General features: G+C 76.9%; 12 protein-coding genes. 5 read left to right on the top strand and 7 right to left on the bottom strand.

The genetic code is table 11. The annotated features are described in order from the left end of the window. Positions 1 to 92: 92 nt before the first annotated feature. From BU52_RS00650 to BU52_RS00640, 3 genes are all read left to right on the top strand, one after another. Positions 93 to 923 carry a helix-turn-helix transcriptional regulator gene (locus BU52_RS00650; RefSeq protein ID WP_037926104.1) on the top strand — a complete coding sequence of 277 codons (831 nt, stop codon included), beginning with the start codon at positions 93 to 95 and terminating at the stop codon, positions 921 to 923. 154 nt (positions 924 to 1,077) lie between these two features. After that, the gene (locus BU52_RS00645; protein WP_037926100.1) at positions 1,078 to 3,888 is read left to right on the top strand and encodes an ATP-binding protein; all 2,811 of its coding nucleotides are present in this window, start codon (positions 1,078 to 1,080) and stop codon (positions 3,886 to 3,888) included. A 190-nt stretch (positions 3,889 to 4,078) separates the two neighbouring features. Further along, positions 4,079 to 4,267 (top strand): hypothetical protein, encoded by a 189-nt coding sequence (locus tag BU52_RS00640; protein ID WP_037926097.1) that lies wholly within the window; start codon positions 4,079 to 4,081, stop codon positions 4,265 to 4,267. A gap of 74 nt (positions 4,268 to 4,341) precedes the next feature. Here BU52_RS00640 and BU52_RS00635 read toward each other — a convergent pair whose 3' ends face one another. Next, a complete protein-coding gene (locus BU52_RS00635) occupies positions 4,342 to 5,466 on the bottom strand; it encodes a winged helix DNA-binding domain-containing protein (RefSeq protein WP_037926092.1) in 1,125 nt (374 codons plus the stop codon). A 118-nt stretch (positions 5,467 to 5,584) separates the two neighbouring features. Here BU52_RS00635 and BU52_RS00630 point away from each other — a divergent pair, with 118 nt between their 5' ends. Together BU52_RS00630 and BU52_RS00625 are read left to right on the top strand one after the other, a co-directional pair. Further along, positions 5,585 to 6,514 (top strand): polysaccharide pyruvyl transferase family protein, encoded by a 930-nt coding sequence (locus tag BU52_RS00630; RefSeq protein WP_037926089.1) that lies wholly within the window; start codon positions 5,585 to 5,587, stop codon positions 6,512 to 6,514. A 70-nt stretch (positions 6,515 to 6,584) separates the two neighbouring features. Continuing rightward, positions 6,585 to 6,905, top strand: a complete 321-nt coding sequence (locus tag BU52_RS00625) for a DUF3040 domain-containing protein (RefSeq protein WP_037926086.1) — start codon at positions 6,585 to 6,587, stop codon at positions 6,903 to 6,905. Positions 6,906 to 7,174: 269 nt separating this feature from the next. On the opposite strand, the gene BU52_RS00620 is transcribed toward BU52_RS00625, so the two are convergent. From BU52_RS00620 to BU52_RS00595, 6 genes are read right to left on the bottom strand one after another with little or no spacing between them, the layout of a single operon-like run. Then, positions 7,175 to 8,071 (bottom strand): glycosyltransferase family 2 protein, encoded by an 897-nt coding sequence (locus tag BU52_RS00620; protein ID WP_037926083.1) that lies wholly within the window; start codon positions 8,069 to 8,071, stop codon positions 7,175 to 7,177. Continuing rightward, the gene (locus BU52_RS00615) at positions 8,068 to 8,949 is read right to left on the bottom strand and encodes a glycosyltransferase family 2 protein (RefSeq protein ID WP_037926080.1); all 882 of its coding nucleotides are present in this window, start codon (positions 8,947 to 8,949) and stop codon (positions 8,068 to 8,070) included. Before BU52_RS00615 ends, BU52_RS00620 begins: the two co-directional genes overlap by 4 nt. After that, a complete protein-coding gene (locus BU52_RS00610) occupies positions 8,946 to 9,956 on the bottom strand; it encodes a glycosyltransferase family 9 protein (protein ID WP_037926077.1) in 1,011 nt (336 codons plus the stop codon). Before BU52_RS00610 ends, BU52_RS00615 begins: the two co-directional genes overlap by 4 nt. Next, entirely contained in the window at positions 9,953 to 10,945 is a 993-nt protein-coding gene (locus BU52_RS00605) for a glycosyltransferase family 9 protein (RefSeq protein ID WP_037927701.1), read from the bottom strand. The genes BU52_RS00610 and BU52_RS00605 overlap by 4 nt, the downstream gene beginning before the upstream one ends. Then, entirely contained in the window at positions 10,942 to 11,613 is a 672-nt protein-coding gene (locus tag BU52_RS00600) for a D-glycero-alpha-D-manno-heptose-1,7-bisphosphate 7-phosphatase (protein ID WP_078903055.1), read from the bottom strand. The genes BU52_RS00605 and BU52_RS00600 overlap by 4 nt, the downstream gene beginning before the upstream one ends. Further along, complete coding sequence (locus tag BU52_RS00595) at positions 11,610 to 12,614, bottom strand: glycosyltransferase (RefSeq protein WP_037926075.1); 1,005 nt, start codon at positions 12,612 to 12,614, stop codon at positions 11,610 to 11,612. The genes BU52_RS00600 and BU52_RS00595 overlap by 4 nt, the downstream gene beginning before the upstream one ends. Between the last annotated feature and the right edge of the window lie 70 nt (positions 12,615 to 12,684).

Below are 12,684 nucleotides of genomic sequence, written 5' to 3'. Positions count from 1 at the left end.
TAATCCGTGATGCAGGTCTCACTACCCCCGAACGGGGGTGTGCGCCCGCACAGGAGCCGCGGTGGAGGGGCGAACAGGTGACAGCTGACCCGATGAGGGCGGGCGACGCGGTGGAGATCCGCGGGGCGCTGGCCCGGCTGCGGCGCGCGACCGGGCTGCCGGTGGCCTTCGGCGGCCTGATGGAGCCCGGGCGGCGGCACGTGCGCATCAGCGAGCTGAGCGGCACCGCCACACCCTCGCTCAGCTCGCTCGCGGTCACCCGGGGCAGCGGTCTGGGGGGAAAGGCGGTGGCGCTCGCCCGGCCGTGCGCGGTGACGGACTACTCGGTGTCACGGCAGATCAGCCACGAGTACGACGTCCCGGTCGCCGCCGAGGGCCTGCGCGCCGTCGTCGCCGTGCCGGTGGTGGTGCGGCGACGGGTGCGGGCGGTGCTCTACGGCGCCCTGCGCGCCGCCCAGCCGCTCGGCGACCGCACCCTCGGCGAGGCGGTGCAGACGGCGCGGGACGTGGAACAGGCGCTGGTGGTGCGGGAGCAGGCGGCGGACCTGCTCACGGCCGCCCACCCGCGGCCGGAGCCGGGGAGGGCGTCCGGCGCGGACTGGGAGCAGGTGCGGGAGGCGCACGCGGCGCTGCGGGCGCTCGCCCCGCGGATCGCGGACCCGGTGCTGCGGGCCGAGCTGCTCGCGGCGTGTGCCCTGCTCACCTCCCGGACCGCCCCGGCCGCGGCGGTGCGGCTGGCGCCCCGGGAGGTGGACGTGCTCGCCTGTGTGGCGGCCGGGGCGACCAACGCGGTGGCCGCCGAGCGGCTGGGGGTGACGGCCGAGACGGTCAAGGCGTACCTGAGGTCGGCGATGCGGAAACTGGGGGTGCGGACCCGCGGTCAGGCGGTGGTCGCGGCCCGCCGGGCGGGGTGGTTGCCCTAGATTTGTGATGATTGGCCGTGAGGTGCATTACCACCGGTTCGACTTTGCATTTACCGTTGCTCCGCCCGCTGTAATTTGCCTCACTACACCGTCCGCCCGAATTAAGGAGCCTGTTGCCTAATATTGGCCAGGACACGCCACACGGAGGGGAGCGGTGACCGTGCGACGGGACTTCAAGGAGCCTGCCAGGTACCGCCCCGACCTGGTCATCGGCCGGGAGGCGCTGTTCTCCGACGCGCGGGAGCAGCTCGCCGGAGGCGGCAGCGTGCTGCTGCACGGGCCCGCCGGAATAGGAAAGTCGACCGTGCTGCGGGCACTTGCGGCGGAAAACGCCGGTGCGGCCCGGACGGTGCTGCGCTGCTCGGCCACGGAGTCCGAATCCCACCTGCCGTTCCTGGCGCTGGCCGATCTGTTCGGCCTGGTCCTCGACGAGGTCGCCCCCCGGCTGCCCGCCGCCCAGCGCACCGCCCTGGAGTCGGCGCTGACCGGGCGGGGCGAGTCCACGCTCCAGCGGGACGGGCTCGCGCTGCGGCTCGCGGTGCTGTCGACGCTGCGCGCGCTGGCCGCCGACGGCCCGGTCCTCGTCGTCGCCGACGATCTGCAGTGGCTGGACCCGGCCAGCGCCGAGCTCCTCGGGTTCGCCGCCCGGCGGCTCGGCGACAGCCCGGTGCGGATGCTGTGCGCGGTGCGCACGGAGGGCGAGGAGTACGACCGTCATCTGCGCGCCTGCCCGCCGGACACGCTAGAGGTGCGGCTGGGTCCGTTCACCCGCTCCGAGGTGTCCGCCCTGCTGGACCACCGCGGCTACACGGGCCTGTCCCGCTCCACGGTCCGCGACATCCACCGCACCAGCGCGGGCAACCCGCTGTTCGCGCTGGAGCTGGGCCGCGCCCTCGCGGAGAGCCCCGCCCGGCCCCGTCCGGGTGAGCCGCTGCCGGTGCCGACGTCGCTGCGGGCGCTGGTCCTCAGCCGTCTGGAGATGCTCTCGGACGAGGCCCGCCGTACCCTCCTGGTGGCCAGCGCCGGCGCCCGTCCCACCCTGGCCCTCCTGCACGCGGCCGGCCGGGACAACGCCGAGGCCGAGACGGCCCAGGCCGCCGCCCTGGGGCTGCTGGCGACGGACCCGGAGGAACCGGCCCTGCGCTTCGCGCACCCGCTGATCTCGGCAGCCCTGTACGCGGAGGCGCCCGCGCAGGAGCGGCGGGCCGTGCACACGGCGCTGTCCACGGCGGCCTCCGATCCCATCGAGCGGGCCCGGCACCTGGCGCTGGCCGCCACCGGCGCCGACCCGGAGGTCGCGGCCCGGCTCGCCGAGGCCGCCGCGCTGGCCCGGGACCGCGGGGCGCCCTCGGTCGCCGCCTCCCTCGGGCTGCTCGCCGCCCGGCACACCCCGGCCGACGGCGTGCCGGGACCGGACGAGCGGCGGCTCCAGGCCGCCGAGGACGCGATCACCGCGGGTGAGGCCGACCTGGCCCGGGACATAGCGCGCGAGGTGCTCACCCGGGCGACGGTGCCGGCGGAGCGGGTGCGGGCCTGGATGGTGGTCATCGAGGCGGCCGGGCAGGCGCTCGGCGAGGTCGACGCGGTGTTCCCGCAGGTGCTGGCCGACGCCGGTGACGACCCCCGGCTCCTGGCGCTGGTCCACTACCAGCTGGCCTGGCGCGAGGTGGTGGTGGACGGCGACTTCGCCGAGTCCCGCAAGGAGGCCGCCCACGCGGCGGAACTGGCCGCCCGGGGCGGGGACCGCCGCACCGAGCTGATGGCGCTGGCCTTCCAGTCGTCCACCGAGACCCTGATGGGCCACCCGGACGCTCCCGCCACGATCCGGCGGGCGCTCCAGGAGCCGCAGGACCCGGACGTCGCCAGCCACCACAACGGCGCCGCGATGGCGAGGTTCCGGTGGCTGCTCATGAGCGACCAGCTGCCGGAGGCCCGTACGGCCATCACCGCACTGCTGCGGGAGGCGCGGCGGCGCGGCATGGTCGAGAGCGAGGTGCACTTCTCGCGGCTGCTCGCCGACACCGAGCTGCGTTTCGGGCACTGCGGCCGGGCCCTGGACCTGGCCGGCGAGAGCCTGCGGCTGGCCCGGGACTCCGGGATCGGCGAGAGCGCCTCGGCCATGCAGGCCTCGCTCGCGGAGGCGTCGGGCGGGGACGTGGACCGGGCCCTGGCGCTGGCCCGGGAGTCCGCGGACCACGCCGAGGTCGACGGCGACCAGCTGTACCTCTCCCTGGCCCTGGCCGCCCTCGGTTACGCCCAGCTGGTGGCCGGGGACGCGCAGGCCGCGGTCCGCTCGCTGCGCCGGGTGCGGGAGCTGGAGCACGGCATGGGCGTCCACGACCCGGCGCGGGGCCGCTGGCAGGGCGACCTCGCTGAGGCGCTGGTACGGATCGGTGAACCCGGCGAGGCGCAGGAACTCATCAACCACACCCGGGTGCACGCGCTGCGGCTGAACCGCGCGAGTGTGCTGGCGGTGCTCGACCGGGCGGAGGCGCTGGTACGCGCGGCGCGCGGTGAGCACCAGGCGGCGGTGGCGCAGTTGACGTCGGCGCAGGAACGACTGGCCAGGCTGGGGTTCGGCCTCGAGGAGGCGCGGGCGGCCTTCACGCTGGCCCGGCTGCGTGCCCGGGGGCAGGGTCCGGGCGGGTACGAGGAGGCCGCGCGGCTGTTCCGGCGCTGCCGCGCGCTGCCGTGGCTGCGGCAGGTGGACGCGGCGGTGGCCGCCGGTCCCGCGGAGACGGAGCCGGTGCCCGCCACCGCCCCGGCGGTGCTGGACGGACTCGCCTCGATGGAGCGCCAGGTCGCCGCGCTGGTCATGGAGGGCGCCACCAACCGGGAGATCGCCGGCCGGCTGTTCATCAGCGTGAAGACGGTGGAGGCGACGCTCACCCGGGTCTACCGCAAGCTGGGCATCCGCTCGCGGGTCGACATCGTCCGCCTGGCGGCGGGGCGCCGCACGACGTAGCGCCCGGGGGCGCAGGGGGTTCGACCGAGGGTTTTCCCTGCCCCAACTCGCTTAGGGGGTTCCCTCATTGGGCCGGTCGCGCGCCGGGTCGTAGCGTGATACGCGTGCCGCTCGCCGGTCACACGGAGGCCGAGCCCTCAGGTTCGGCCCCCGCTCCGCGCGACCCCCACCGGCAACCCCGAGGAGACCCATGTCCGGGCTCACCCGCGCCAGACGGGCCGCCGCCGTACCTGCGGCGACCGCCGCCGCAGCCACGACGGCGCTGCTCACCGCCTCCTCCGCCGCAGCCCGTCGCCGACGGGACGACCACCACGACGTCCGCGTACCCGTCCATGACGGCGCGGGTCCGTGCGTGACGGACCGCGGATTCCCTGAGTGACCCTCAGGCAGTGAACCAGGGGGCGCTGCGGGCTTCCACGAGCAGCCCGCAGCGCCCCCTCTCCATGTCCGGGCTCACCCGCGCACCGTTCCGAAGCGGATGTCGTACGCCCTCTCCGGGTGCATCACCGCGAGCATCCGCTCCCCCTCCGCGGCGACCTCCTCCCGCCGCGCCGCGTCGAGCCGGCCGAACGGCTCGACGACGAGGGCGTCCTCGTCGAGCCGCCACAGCCCGGCGAGGAAACCGTCGACGAGCAGGGTGCGGTGCGCGACGTTCCCCTGCCAGCTGCGGCCCCGGTACTCCGGCGGCACGACGCGGGTGCGGTCGGCGTGGGAGAGCAGCAGGTTGTCGAACTCGGGGAGGAAGCGGGGCGGGGCCGGGGTCCCGGGGTCGGGGCGGGGCGCTTCGGGGAGGTCGAAGAGCTCGGCTCCGGACGCGTCCCGGAAGGTGACGAGCCGGGGGCGCAGCCGCTCGAAGGCCTCGCGCAGCCGGGTCAGTCCGGCCCAGGTCTGCATGTCCTTGACGGAGGCGGGGCCGAAGGCGGCCAGGTAGCGCAGCACCGTCTCGTCGGGCGTCGTGGGGGACGGCTCGGCGGGGCGTCCCAGCCAGTGCCCGGCGGTGGTGAGCCGGACCTGTCCGCTGCGGCCCCACAGTCCGCGCGGGGTGACCTGCACGAGGGGGAGCTTGCAGCGGGCGGCGATGGAGAGGGCTCCGGGGTCGGCGCCGGGCCACTCCTGCAGCAGGGCCTCGCGCAGCTCCTTCATCGTGCGCGGCTCGGCCTCGACGAGGTCGCGGGCGAGGGCGGCGAGCCGGTCCAGGTCGACGCCGGTGAGCCCGTCGCGGAACTGGTTGAGCTCCCGGTCGCGGGCGGGCTGCACCAGGGGCCGCAGGGTGAGGCAGTCGCGGACGGTGTGCGTGTGGATGGTCGAGCGCATGGTGACGATGCGGACGACCTCGCGGTCGGCCATCGGCCGGGACAGCGCCTCGGGCGTGAAGCCGTCGAGGCGGGCGGCGAGCGCGTAGTAGGGCGGCTTGACGTTCTGCGCCTGGAGACCGAGCAGGTGCCCGACCGCGTCCACGGCCGACATCGGCGAGCGGCGCAGCAGCAGCTGCCGTTCGAGCGTGGCCCGGTTGAGGGCCCGCGGGCCGAGCACGGCGGCCGGCGAGAGCGCGGCGCTCCGCTTCGTCGTCTTCGTCATACCGTCACGCTACCGGCCATCGAGGTCAGGATCTGTCCTCGATGCCCGCACCGGCGCGACGGGGTGAGCGCGCTCCGGGCCGATTGGCTCACCCCGGAGCGGGGCACTCGGTGGCACTGTGTACGGACAAGAGACCTCCGGACCCCGAAGGGTCCTGCTGACCGGGTGGTTCAGCTTCCGCGACGGGGAGGCGACCGCCGGGGACGTACTGGCGCTGCGCCGGGTGGAGGAGGTGCTGCGGGCCTCCGGGACGCCGTACGACGTCGCGTGGAGCCCCGGTTTCCTGCCGGACGCCCTGCACCTCGACGGCCTGCGGCCCGGTGACTACTCGCATCTGGTGTTCGTGTGCGGGCCCCTGCACGGACCGCAGGTCGAGGAGCTGCACCGGCGCTTCGCGCACTGCGTGCGGATCGCCGTGGGGACCTCGGTGATCGACCCGGCGGACGCCGCCGCGACGGGCTTCCACCGCGTGCTGGCACGGGACGCCCCCGGCAGCGAGCCGACCGAGGACCTGGCGGCACGGGCGCCGGCGGTGCCCGCGCGGCCCGTGGTCGGGGTGATCCTCACCCACGGCCAGCAGGAGTACGGGGAGCAGCGGCGGCACGGGCAGGTCGCCGACCGGGTGACCCGCTGGCTGGCCGGCAAGGACTGCGCCCGGCTGGAGCTGGAGACCCGCCTGGACACCCGTGACTGGCATCTGAGCGCGACACCCGCGCAGGTGCAGTCGGTGCTGGCCCGCCTCGACCTCGTCGTCACCGACCGGCTGCACGGGCTGGTGCTCGCCCTGCGGGTCGGCACCCCGGTGCTGGCCGTGGACCCGGTGATCGGCGGCGCCAAGGTGACCGCGCAGGCACGCGCGTGCGGCTGGCCCGCGCTGCTGGGCGCCGAGCAGCTCGACGAGCGCCGGCTGGAGCGGTGGTGGGACTGGTGCCTGACCTCGGGCCGGGTGGCCGCACGGCAGGTGCGCGACGCGTTCCGGGACGGCCGGGTGCCGGACGGCGCGGACCGGCTGATGGAGGTGCTCGCGCCCCGTGCCACCGCCGGTTAGCGCGGCGGCCGTCCGGGCACCCGGGTGCCTCGCGGTCGTCCCGGTCCTCACGGTGGTCCCTGGAGGAGACGTGTCCATCAACCGGCTTCCCGAGCACGAACAGCGCATCCTCGACGAGATCGAGCGGACACTGCGCCGCGACCGCCGGCTCGACCGGCGGCTGCGCACGCTGAGGGTCCGCCGGGGGCCCGACGTCACGCGCCTCCTCGCGCGCGTCGCGTCCTACCGCCCGCGCGGGTGGACGGTGGCCGGGCTCCTCGCGGTGTCGGTCACCCTGATGGTGACCGGCATCGTCACCTCGACCCCCTGGGCGATCTGGGCGTTCGCCGCGCTGTGGCCCCTCACCCTCTTCGCGGCGTTCCGCCTGCTGTGCCGTTGGTCCGGCGGCTGAGCGGTCTCCTCCCGGCCTTCACCGCCGCACCACACTCCGCCACGCCACCCGATCCGCGGCGCTTCCGGCAGCCCGTCCTGCGGGTACCCCCTCCGGGGGAGTTCGAGGACGAGGCCCGTGCAGGGCCGAAGGGGGTCCGGGGGCACAGCCCCCCGGGGAGGCCGGACCGGCCCGGTCCCGGCCGCGCACCGCGCGCGGGTGCCGGTCCACGGGCGGACGCCCGGGCGGTGAGGGCCGGGTGCGCGTGCCGGGACGTGGAAGGCAGGTCCTCAGCCGGTGTAGCGGCGCGCGGTGGAGGTGCGCTGGGCGGGTTCCAGCAGACGCAGCCGGGACTCCACCTCGCGGGGCAGGACCCGGCGTTCGCGCAGGATCCAGGGCAGGGCGGCCGCCGCCTCGGCGAAGGCGAGCAGTGACGCCGTGTCCCGTGGGACGGTACGGGCGAGGTTCAGGGTGCGGCGCAGGGCGGGGCCGGCCGGGCGGCGCAGCCAGGTGAACCACAGGGTGTTGCGGATGCCGTGCCGGCGGCGCAGGGTCACGTCCCGGACCGCCGAGGCCTGGTGGTGGACCGTCAGGTGGTCCGCGTAGGTGAGCCACCAGCCGTCGGCCGCGAGGTCGGCGGCCAGGAGTTCCTCCTCGCCGCCGAGCCAGAGCCGCGGGTGGAAGCCGCCGGCGGTGCGGAAGGCGTCGGTGCGCAGCACGGTCGCGGCGGCCAGGAAAGAGCCGAGGGCCGGCCCGGGCAGCCAGGACGGGCCCGGCACCGGGGAGTCGCGCAGCTCGCGGACGATCGGGTCCTCGGTGCCGCCGGGCTCGACGACGATCCGCGCCGTGACCGATCCGAGCGCCGGGTTCCGGTCGAGCAGGTCGGCTGCGCCGGCCAGGGAGCCGGGGGCCCACCAGGAGTCGTCGTCGCAGAACGCGACGTAGGGCGTGCGGACCTCGCGCACGGCGAGGTTGCGGCCCACGGCGCCGAGGTTGCGGCCGGGGCGCAGCAGCCGGACGTCGGGGTGGTGGCGGGCGACGGCCTCCGCGGTGCCGTCGGTGGAGCCGTTGTCGGTGACGATCACCCGCGGCCGCTCCGGGAGTGCGGCGAGGCGGCCCAGGGTGCGCAGGAGTTCGGGGCGCCGGTTGTACGTGATGACGACGACGGTGGTGCGGGGGTCGGTCATGCGGCCGTCCCCTCCAGCAGCCGGGCTGCCCTCTCCACCCACGGGGGCAGGGGCCGGCGCTCGCGCAGGGCGCCCGGCAGCCGGACGAGGGCCTCGCGCAGGGCGCGCCGCGCGTGGCGGTCGCCGCGCGCCTCGGCGGCGAGGGCCCAGGTACGGGCGAGGGCGTACGGGACGGGACGGCGCAGCCACGCGGTCAGGAGCGCGTTGCGGTGCTGGAGCGCCGGGCGGCCGGCGCGGGGGGCGGGGGCCGGGTGGTGGTGGGCGACGACGTCGGGGCAGTGGCTGACCCCCCAGCCGCGCGCGGCGAGGTCGTAGGCGAGCAGGGTCTCCTCGCCCCCGAAGAACAGCAGCCGGTGGAATCCCCCGGCGTCGAGGTAGGCGCTGCGTCGCACGACGGCGCCGCAGGCGAGGAAGCCCAGCACCTGGGTGCCGGGCAGGTCGGTGGCCGGGCCGAGCGGGGAGCCGGCGAGGACGTCGTTGAGCGGGTCGGGGTCCGCGGCCGGGCCGACGAGGGTGCGGGCGGCGATCAGGCCGAGCCGGGGATGGGCGTCGAACAGCTCGGCGGCCCGGCCGAGGGCGCCGGGCGCCCACCAGGAGTCGTCGTCGCTGAACGCCACGTACGGGGTGCCGAGGGCGAGGGCGCCGTGGTTGCGGGCGAGGGCGCCGTGATTGACGGGGAGCGCCAGCACGCGTACGGCGGGGAAGTCGCGGGCGACCATGGCGCGGGTGCCGTCGGTGGAGGCGTTGTCCGCGACGAGGATCTCTGGCCTCTCGGGCAGCTTCCGCAGATGGCGCAGGGTCACGGCGAGCCGGTCGCACCGGTTCCGGGTGGCGATGACGACACCGAGGGGGCGGTGGTCCGCGGGCGGGACGGTCATCGTGTGGTCACCTCTTCCGGTGGTGCGTGGGGGCCCGCCGGCGTGACGGGCAGGCGGTCCAGCGCGCGCAGGACCTCGGCGGGGGTGATGCGCAGGAGCGCCGGGTCGGGGCGCGGCCCGTGGGGGTCGCCCGGCGGGCCGTGCCAGAGGGCGACGTGGCGCGGGTGCCGGGGCGGGCCCCACAGGGCGGGCGGGACCGGGCCGAAGAGTGTGACGGTCGGGGCGGCGTGGGCCACCGCCAGGTGGGCGATGCCGGTGTCGCCGCTGACGACGGCCCGGCAGCCCGCGACGAGTCCGGCGAGCCGGCCGAAGGGCAGGCCCCCGGGGAAGACGTCGTCGCCGGGCAGTCCGGCCAGTGCGGCCAGGCGCGCCACCAGGTCCTCCTCGTCCGCGCCGCCCGTGACCACGACCCGCAGGCCGCGCTCGCGCAGGGCGGTCGCGACGGCCGCGTACCGTTCGGCCGGCCAGCGGCGGGCGGGGGCTCCGGCGCCGGGGTGCAGTACGACGGCGCCGGGGGCGGGGGACGGAGTCCGCGGGCGGGGCAGCAGCAGGTCGGCGGGGTCGGCGTCAAGGCCGTACCAGCGGAGCAGCCGGCACCAGCGGTCCCGTTCGTGTTCCTCCGCGTACCACGGCGGGCCCTCGATCTCCGGGGTCCCGGGGTGCGCGAACGCCAGCAGGCGCCGGGGGTGCAGGGACTGCAGCAGGCGGTGGCTGGGGGGACCGTTGCCGTGCAGGTCCACCGCGACGTCCGGGGGCGGACCGGTCCAGTGCAGGGCGCGCGGCACCGCGCGGGAGGGCGCGGACGCGGGCAGCAGCCGGTCGACGGCTCCGGTGGCCGCGGCGACCGGCGCGAGTCCGGCGGGCGCGGCCAGCACGAGCTCGTACCCGGGGAAGGCCCGCCGCAGGGCCCGCAGTGCGGGGACCCCGGCGAGCAGGTCCCCGAGGCCGAGGGCGCGCAGCACGAGCAGCCGCCCCCGCGGGGCGTCGGGGGTGCGCCGCGGGCTCACCGGATCACCTCCACGAGTTTGTCGACGGCGGCGACGACGTCGTACGCGGTGATCTCCTCCAGACACGGGTGGCCGGGTACGGGACACCGCCGGGCCCTGGTGCCGGCGCACGGTGCCCGCTGGTCGCCGAGCAGCACGTACGGCACCCCGTAGGGGCGCCACCGTTCGGCGGGTACCACCGGCGCGAACAGGGAGACCACCGGGGTGCCCACGGCGGCGGCGAGATGGGCGGGGCCGGTGTTGCCGGTGACCACGCAGTCGGCGCCGGCGAGGACTCCGGAGAGTTCGGCGGCACCGGTGCGGCCGCCGAGGTCGAGGGCGTGGCCGCCGGCGACGTACGCGGTCAGGTCCCGCTCCCCCGCGCCGCCGGTGACCACGACCCGGCGCCCGGCGGCGGCGAGTTCGCGGGCCGCCTGGGCGCACCGGCCGGGGCTCCAGGCGCGGGCGGGCACGCTGGCGCCCGGGTGGACGACGACGTAGGGGCCGGGGCCGGTCAGCGCCTCGGTCGCGGGCGGCGGCAGCACCCGCAGCCGTCCGTCGTCGGGCCGGGGGAACCCGGCGGCCTCGGCGAGGTCGAGCGCGGCCTCGGCCTCGTGGGCGTGCGGGGCGCGGTGGTGGCGTACGTCGAGGAGGGAGCCGGGGTAGTCCTCGCTGTCGGCGGCGATGAAGCGGACCCCGGCCAGGCGCAGCAGCAGCGCGGTGGGCAGGGGCGACTGGTGGAAGGAGGTGAGGATCAGCGCGGTGTCGGCGTCGACGGCGCCGACGACGCGGTCGATCTCCTCCCGGCTGACCTCGGGCGGCTGGAACCCGGTCCAGGGCGAGTCCCAGACGAGCACCTCGTCCACCCCGGGCAGCAGTCCCGCGGCGGGTGCGCCGTGCGGCCCGCACAGAAGGGTGACGCGGTCGGCCCGGGCGGCTACGGCGCGCACGGCGGGCCCGGCGAGGAGAACGTCGCCGAAGCTGTCGAGGCGGGTGACGAGGGCCTTCACACGCGCCTCCTCTGCGGGGACCGGCCGGCGTCGTACGGCCGCCCGGTCCCGCCCGCCGCGGAGTGCGCCGTCGGGCCGCTCGCGCACAGACCGGGCCCCGGCCGCGGGTCCGGGTGGCGGGCCGGTGGGCCCGCGGGGCGGTCCCACGGCGGGGTGCCGAGGAGCAGGCGCACCGCGGCCGGGAGATCCGGGGCCACGTGGGGGGCCGCGGCCGTCTCCTCAGGGCGGGTCTCGGGGGTGGGGACCAGGATGCCGTGGGCGCCGGCACGGCGGGCGGCCTCCACGTCGGCGCCGATGTCACCGACGACCACGCAGTCGGCGGGGTCGGCGCGGACGCGGCCGGCGGCCCACAGGATCATGCCCGGCCGGGGCTTGCGGCACGGGCAGCCGTCGTCGGGCCCGTGCGGGCACAGGGCCCACACGTCGAAGGGTCCGAGGAGTTCCTCCACGCGCCGGTTGACGCGGCGGGCGTCGGCCTCGGTGAGCAGTCCGCGCGCGATGCCGGACTGGTTGGTGACGACGCCCGTGCGGATGCCGCGTGCGCGCAGCTCGTCCAGCGCCTCGCGGGCGCCCTCGACGGGCCGTACGCGGCCGGGGTCGGCGTTGTAAGGGACGTCGTGGACCAGGGTGCCGTCGCGGTCGAACAGCACCGCCCGCACGGGGCTCATCGGGGCACCTCCCGCCAGGCGTGGGCGTTGCGGTGGCGCCAGGCCCCGGCCAGCCGGTACCAGGTCGCGGCGGGCGGGACGACCACGCTGGTGGCCAGCATGGTCGTCACCTCGTCGCGGGTGCGCGGTCCCGGGGCGATGCGGGCACGGGCGAACTCGGCCGTACCGGCGGCCCAGCCGAGGGCGCAGACGGCCGCCGCGCGGCGGTGCCCGGTGGCCCCGAGGACGCAGGCGGCGGTCCCGGCGGCGGTGATCGCGGTGTGCCGGCGGATCCGGCCGCGCGGCGCGACCGCCTTGTCCCACCAGTCGGGGCCGTGCAGCCGGCGCATCAGGGCGTCGTCGGCGTTGCCGCGCTGCTGTCCCACCGACGCCCAGCGGGAGGCGGGGCGCACGGGGTGCAGGGTGGTGCGGTGGCCCCGGCGGATGCGCCAGCCCGCGTCGAGAAGGCGCAGCGCGAGGTCGGCGTCCTCGCGGAAGGCGCGGCGGAAGCGTTCGTCGAAACCGCCGGCCTGCTTCAGGGCATCGGTGCGGTAGGCCATGTCCGCGGTGATCCAGCGGGCCCGGGCGAGCCCGGCCGTGCGGCGTTCCCAGTCGGTGGGGCGGCGTCCCTCGGGCAGCGGCACGGTGATGACGCCCTGGACGCCGGCCGTGTCGGGGGACGCCTCTGACAGGTCCCGCACGAGCTGCGCGCACCAGTGCGGCCCCACCTGGACGTCGTCGTCGAGGAAGGCCACCCAGGGCGCCGTGACGGCGCGCAGGCCGGTGTTGCGCGCGGCGGCGGGCCCGTGTCCGCCGCCGGCCAGGACGGTGGTGCGTGCGCGCAGGTCGCCCAGGACGCTCAGCGCGTGGCCCAGCGCGTCGGGGGCGTGCACCGCCCCGGGGCGGTCGTCGACGAGGACGATGCCGTCGGGACGCGGCCCGGTCGCCGCGGCGAGCGCGGCGAGGCAGTCGGCGAGGGTGTCCCGCACCAGGGTGGGGATCACGACGGCGTACGACGTCATCCGCACGCCCTTTTCCGGGCTCTGGTCACGAGGAGGCGCATCGGGGCTGTGCTCCGTCCCTGAGTGGCTC

This window comes from Streptomyces toyocaensis, assembly GCF_000725125.1.
GTDB classification, from domain to species: Bacteria; Actinomycetota; Actinomycetes; order Streptomycetales; family Streptomycetaceae; genus Streptomyces; species Streptomyces toyocaensis.
This window is presented reverse-complemented; position numbering and strand designations above follow the sequence as displayed.

Coding starts and splice junctions, on each gene's coding strand:
- BU52_RS00650 (WP_037926104.1), top strand. CDS start 93: ATGAGGGCGGGCGACGCGGTGGAGATCCGCGGGGCGCTGGCCCGGCTG.
- BU52_RS00640 (WP_037926097.1), top strand. CDS start 4,079: ATGTCCGGGCTCACCCGCGCCAGACGGGCCGCCGCCGTACCTGCGGCG.
- BU52_RS00635 (WP_037926092.1), bottom strand. CDS start 5,466: ATGACGAAGACGACGAAGCGGAGCGCCGCGCTCTCGCCGGCCGCCGTG.
- BU52_RS00620 (WP_037926083.1), bottom strand. CDS start 8,071: ATGACCGACCCCCGCACCACCGTCGTCGTCATCACGTACAACCGGCGC.
- BU52_RS00615 (WP_037926080.1), bottom strand. CDS start 8,949: ATGACCGTCCCGCCCGCGGACCACCGCCCCCTCGGTGTCGTCATCGCC.
- BU52_RS00600 (WP_078903055.1), bottom strand. CDS start 11,613: ATGAGCCCCGTGCGGGCGGTGCTGTTCGACCGCGACGGCACCCTGGTC.
- BU52_RS00595 (WP_037926075.1), bottom strand. CDS start 12,614: ATGACGTCGTACGCCGTCGTGATCCCCACCCTGGTGCGGGACACCCTC.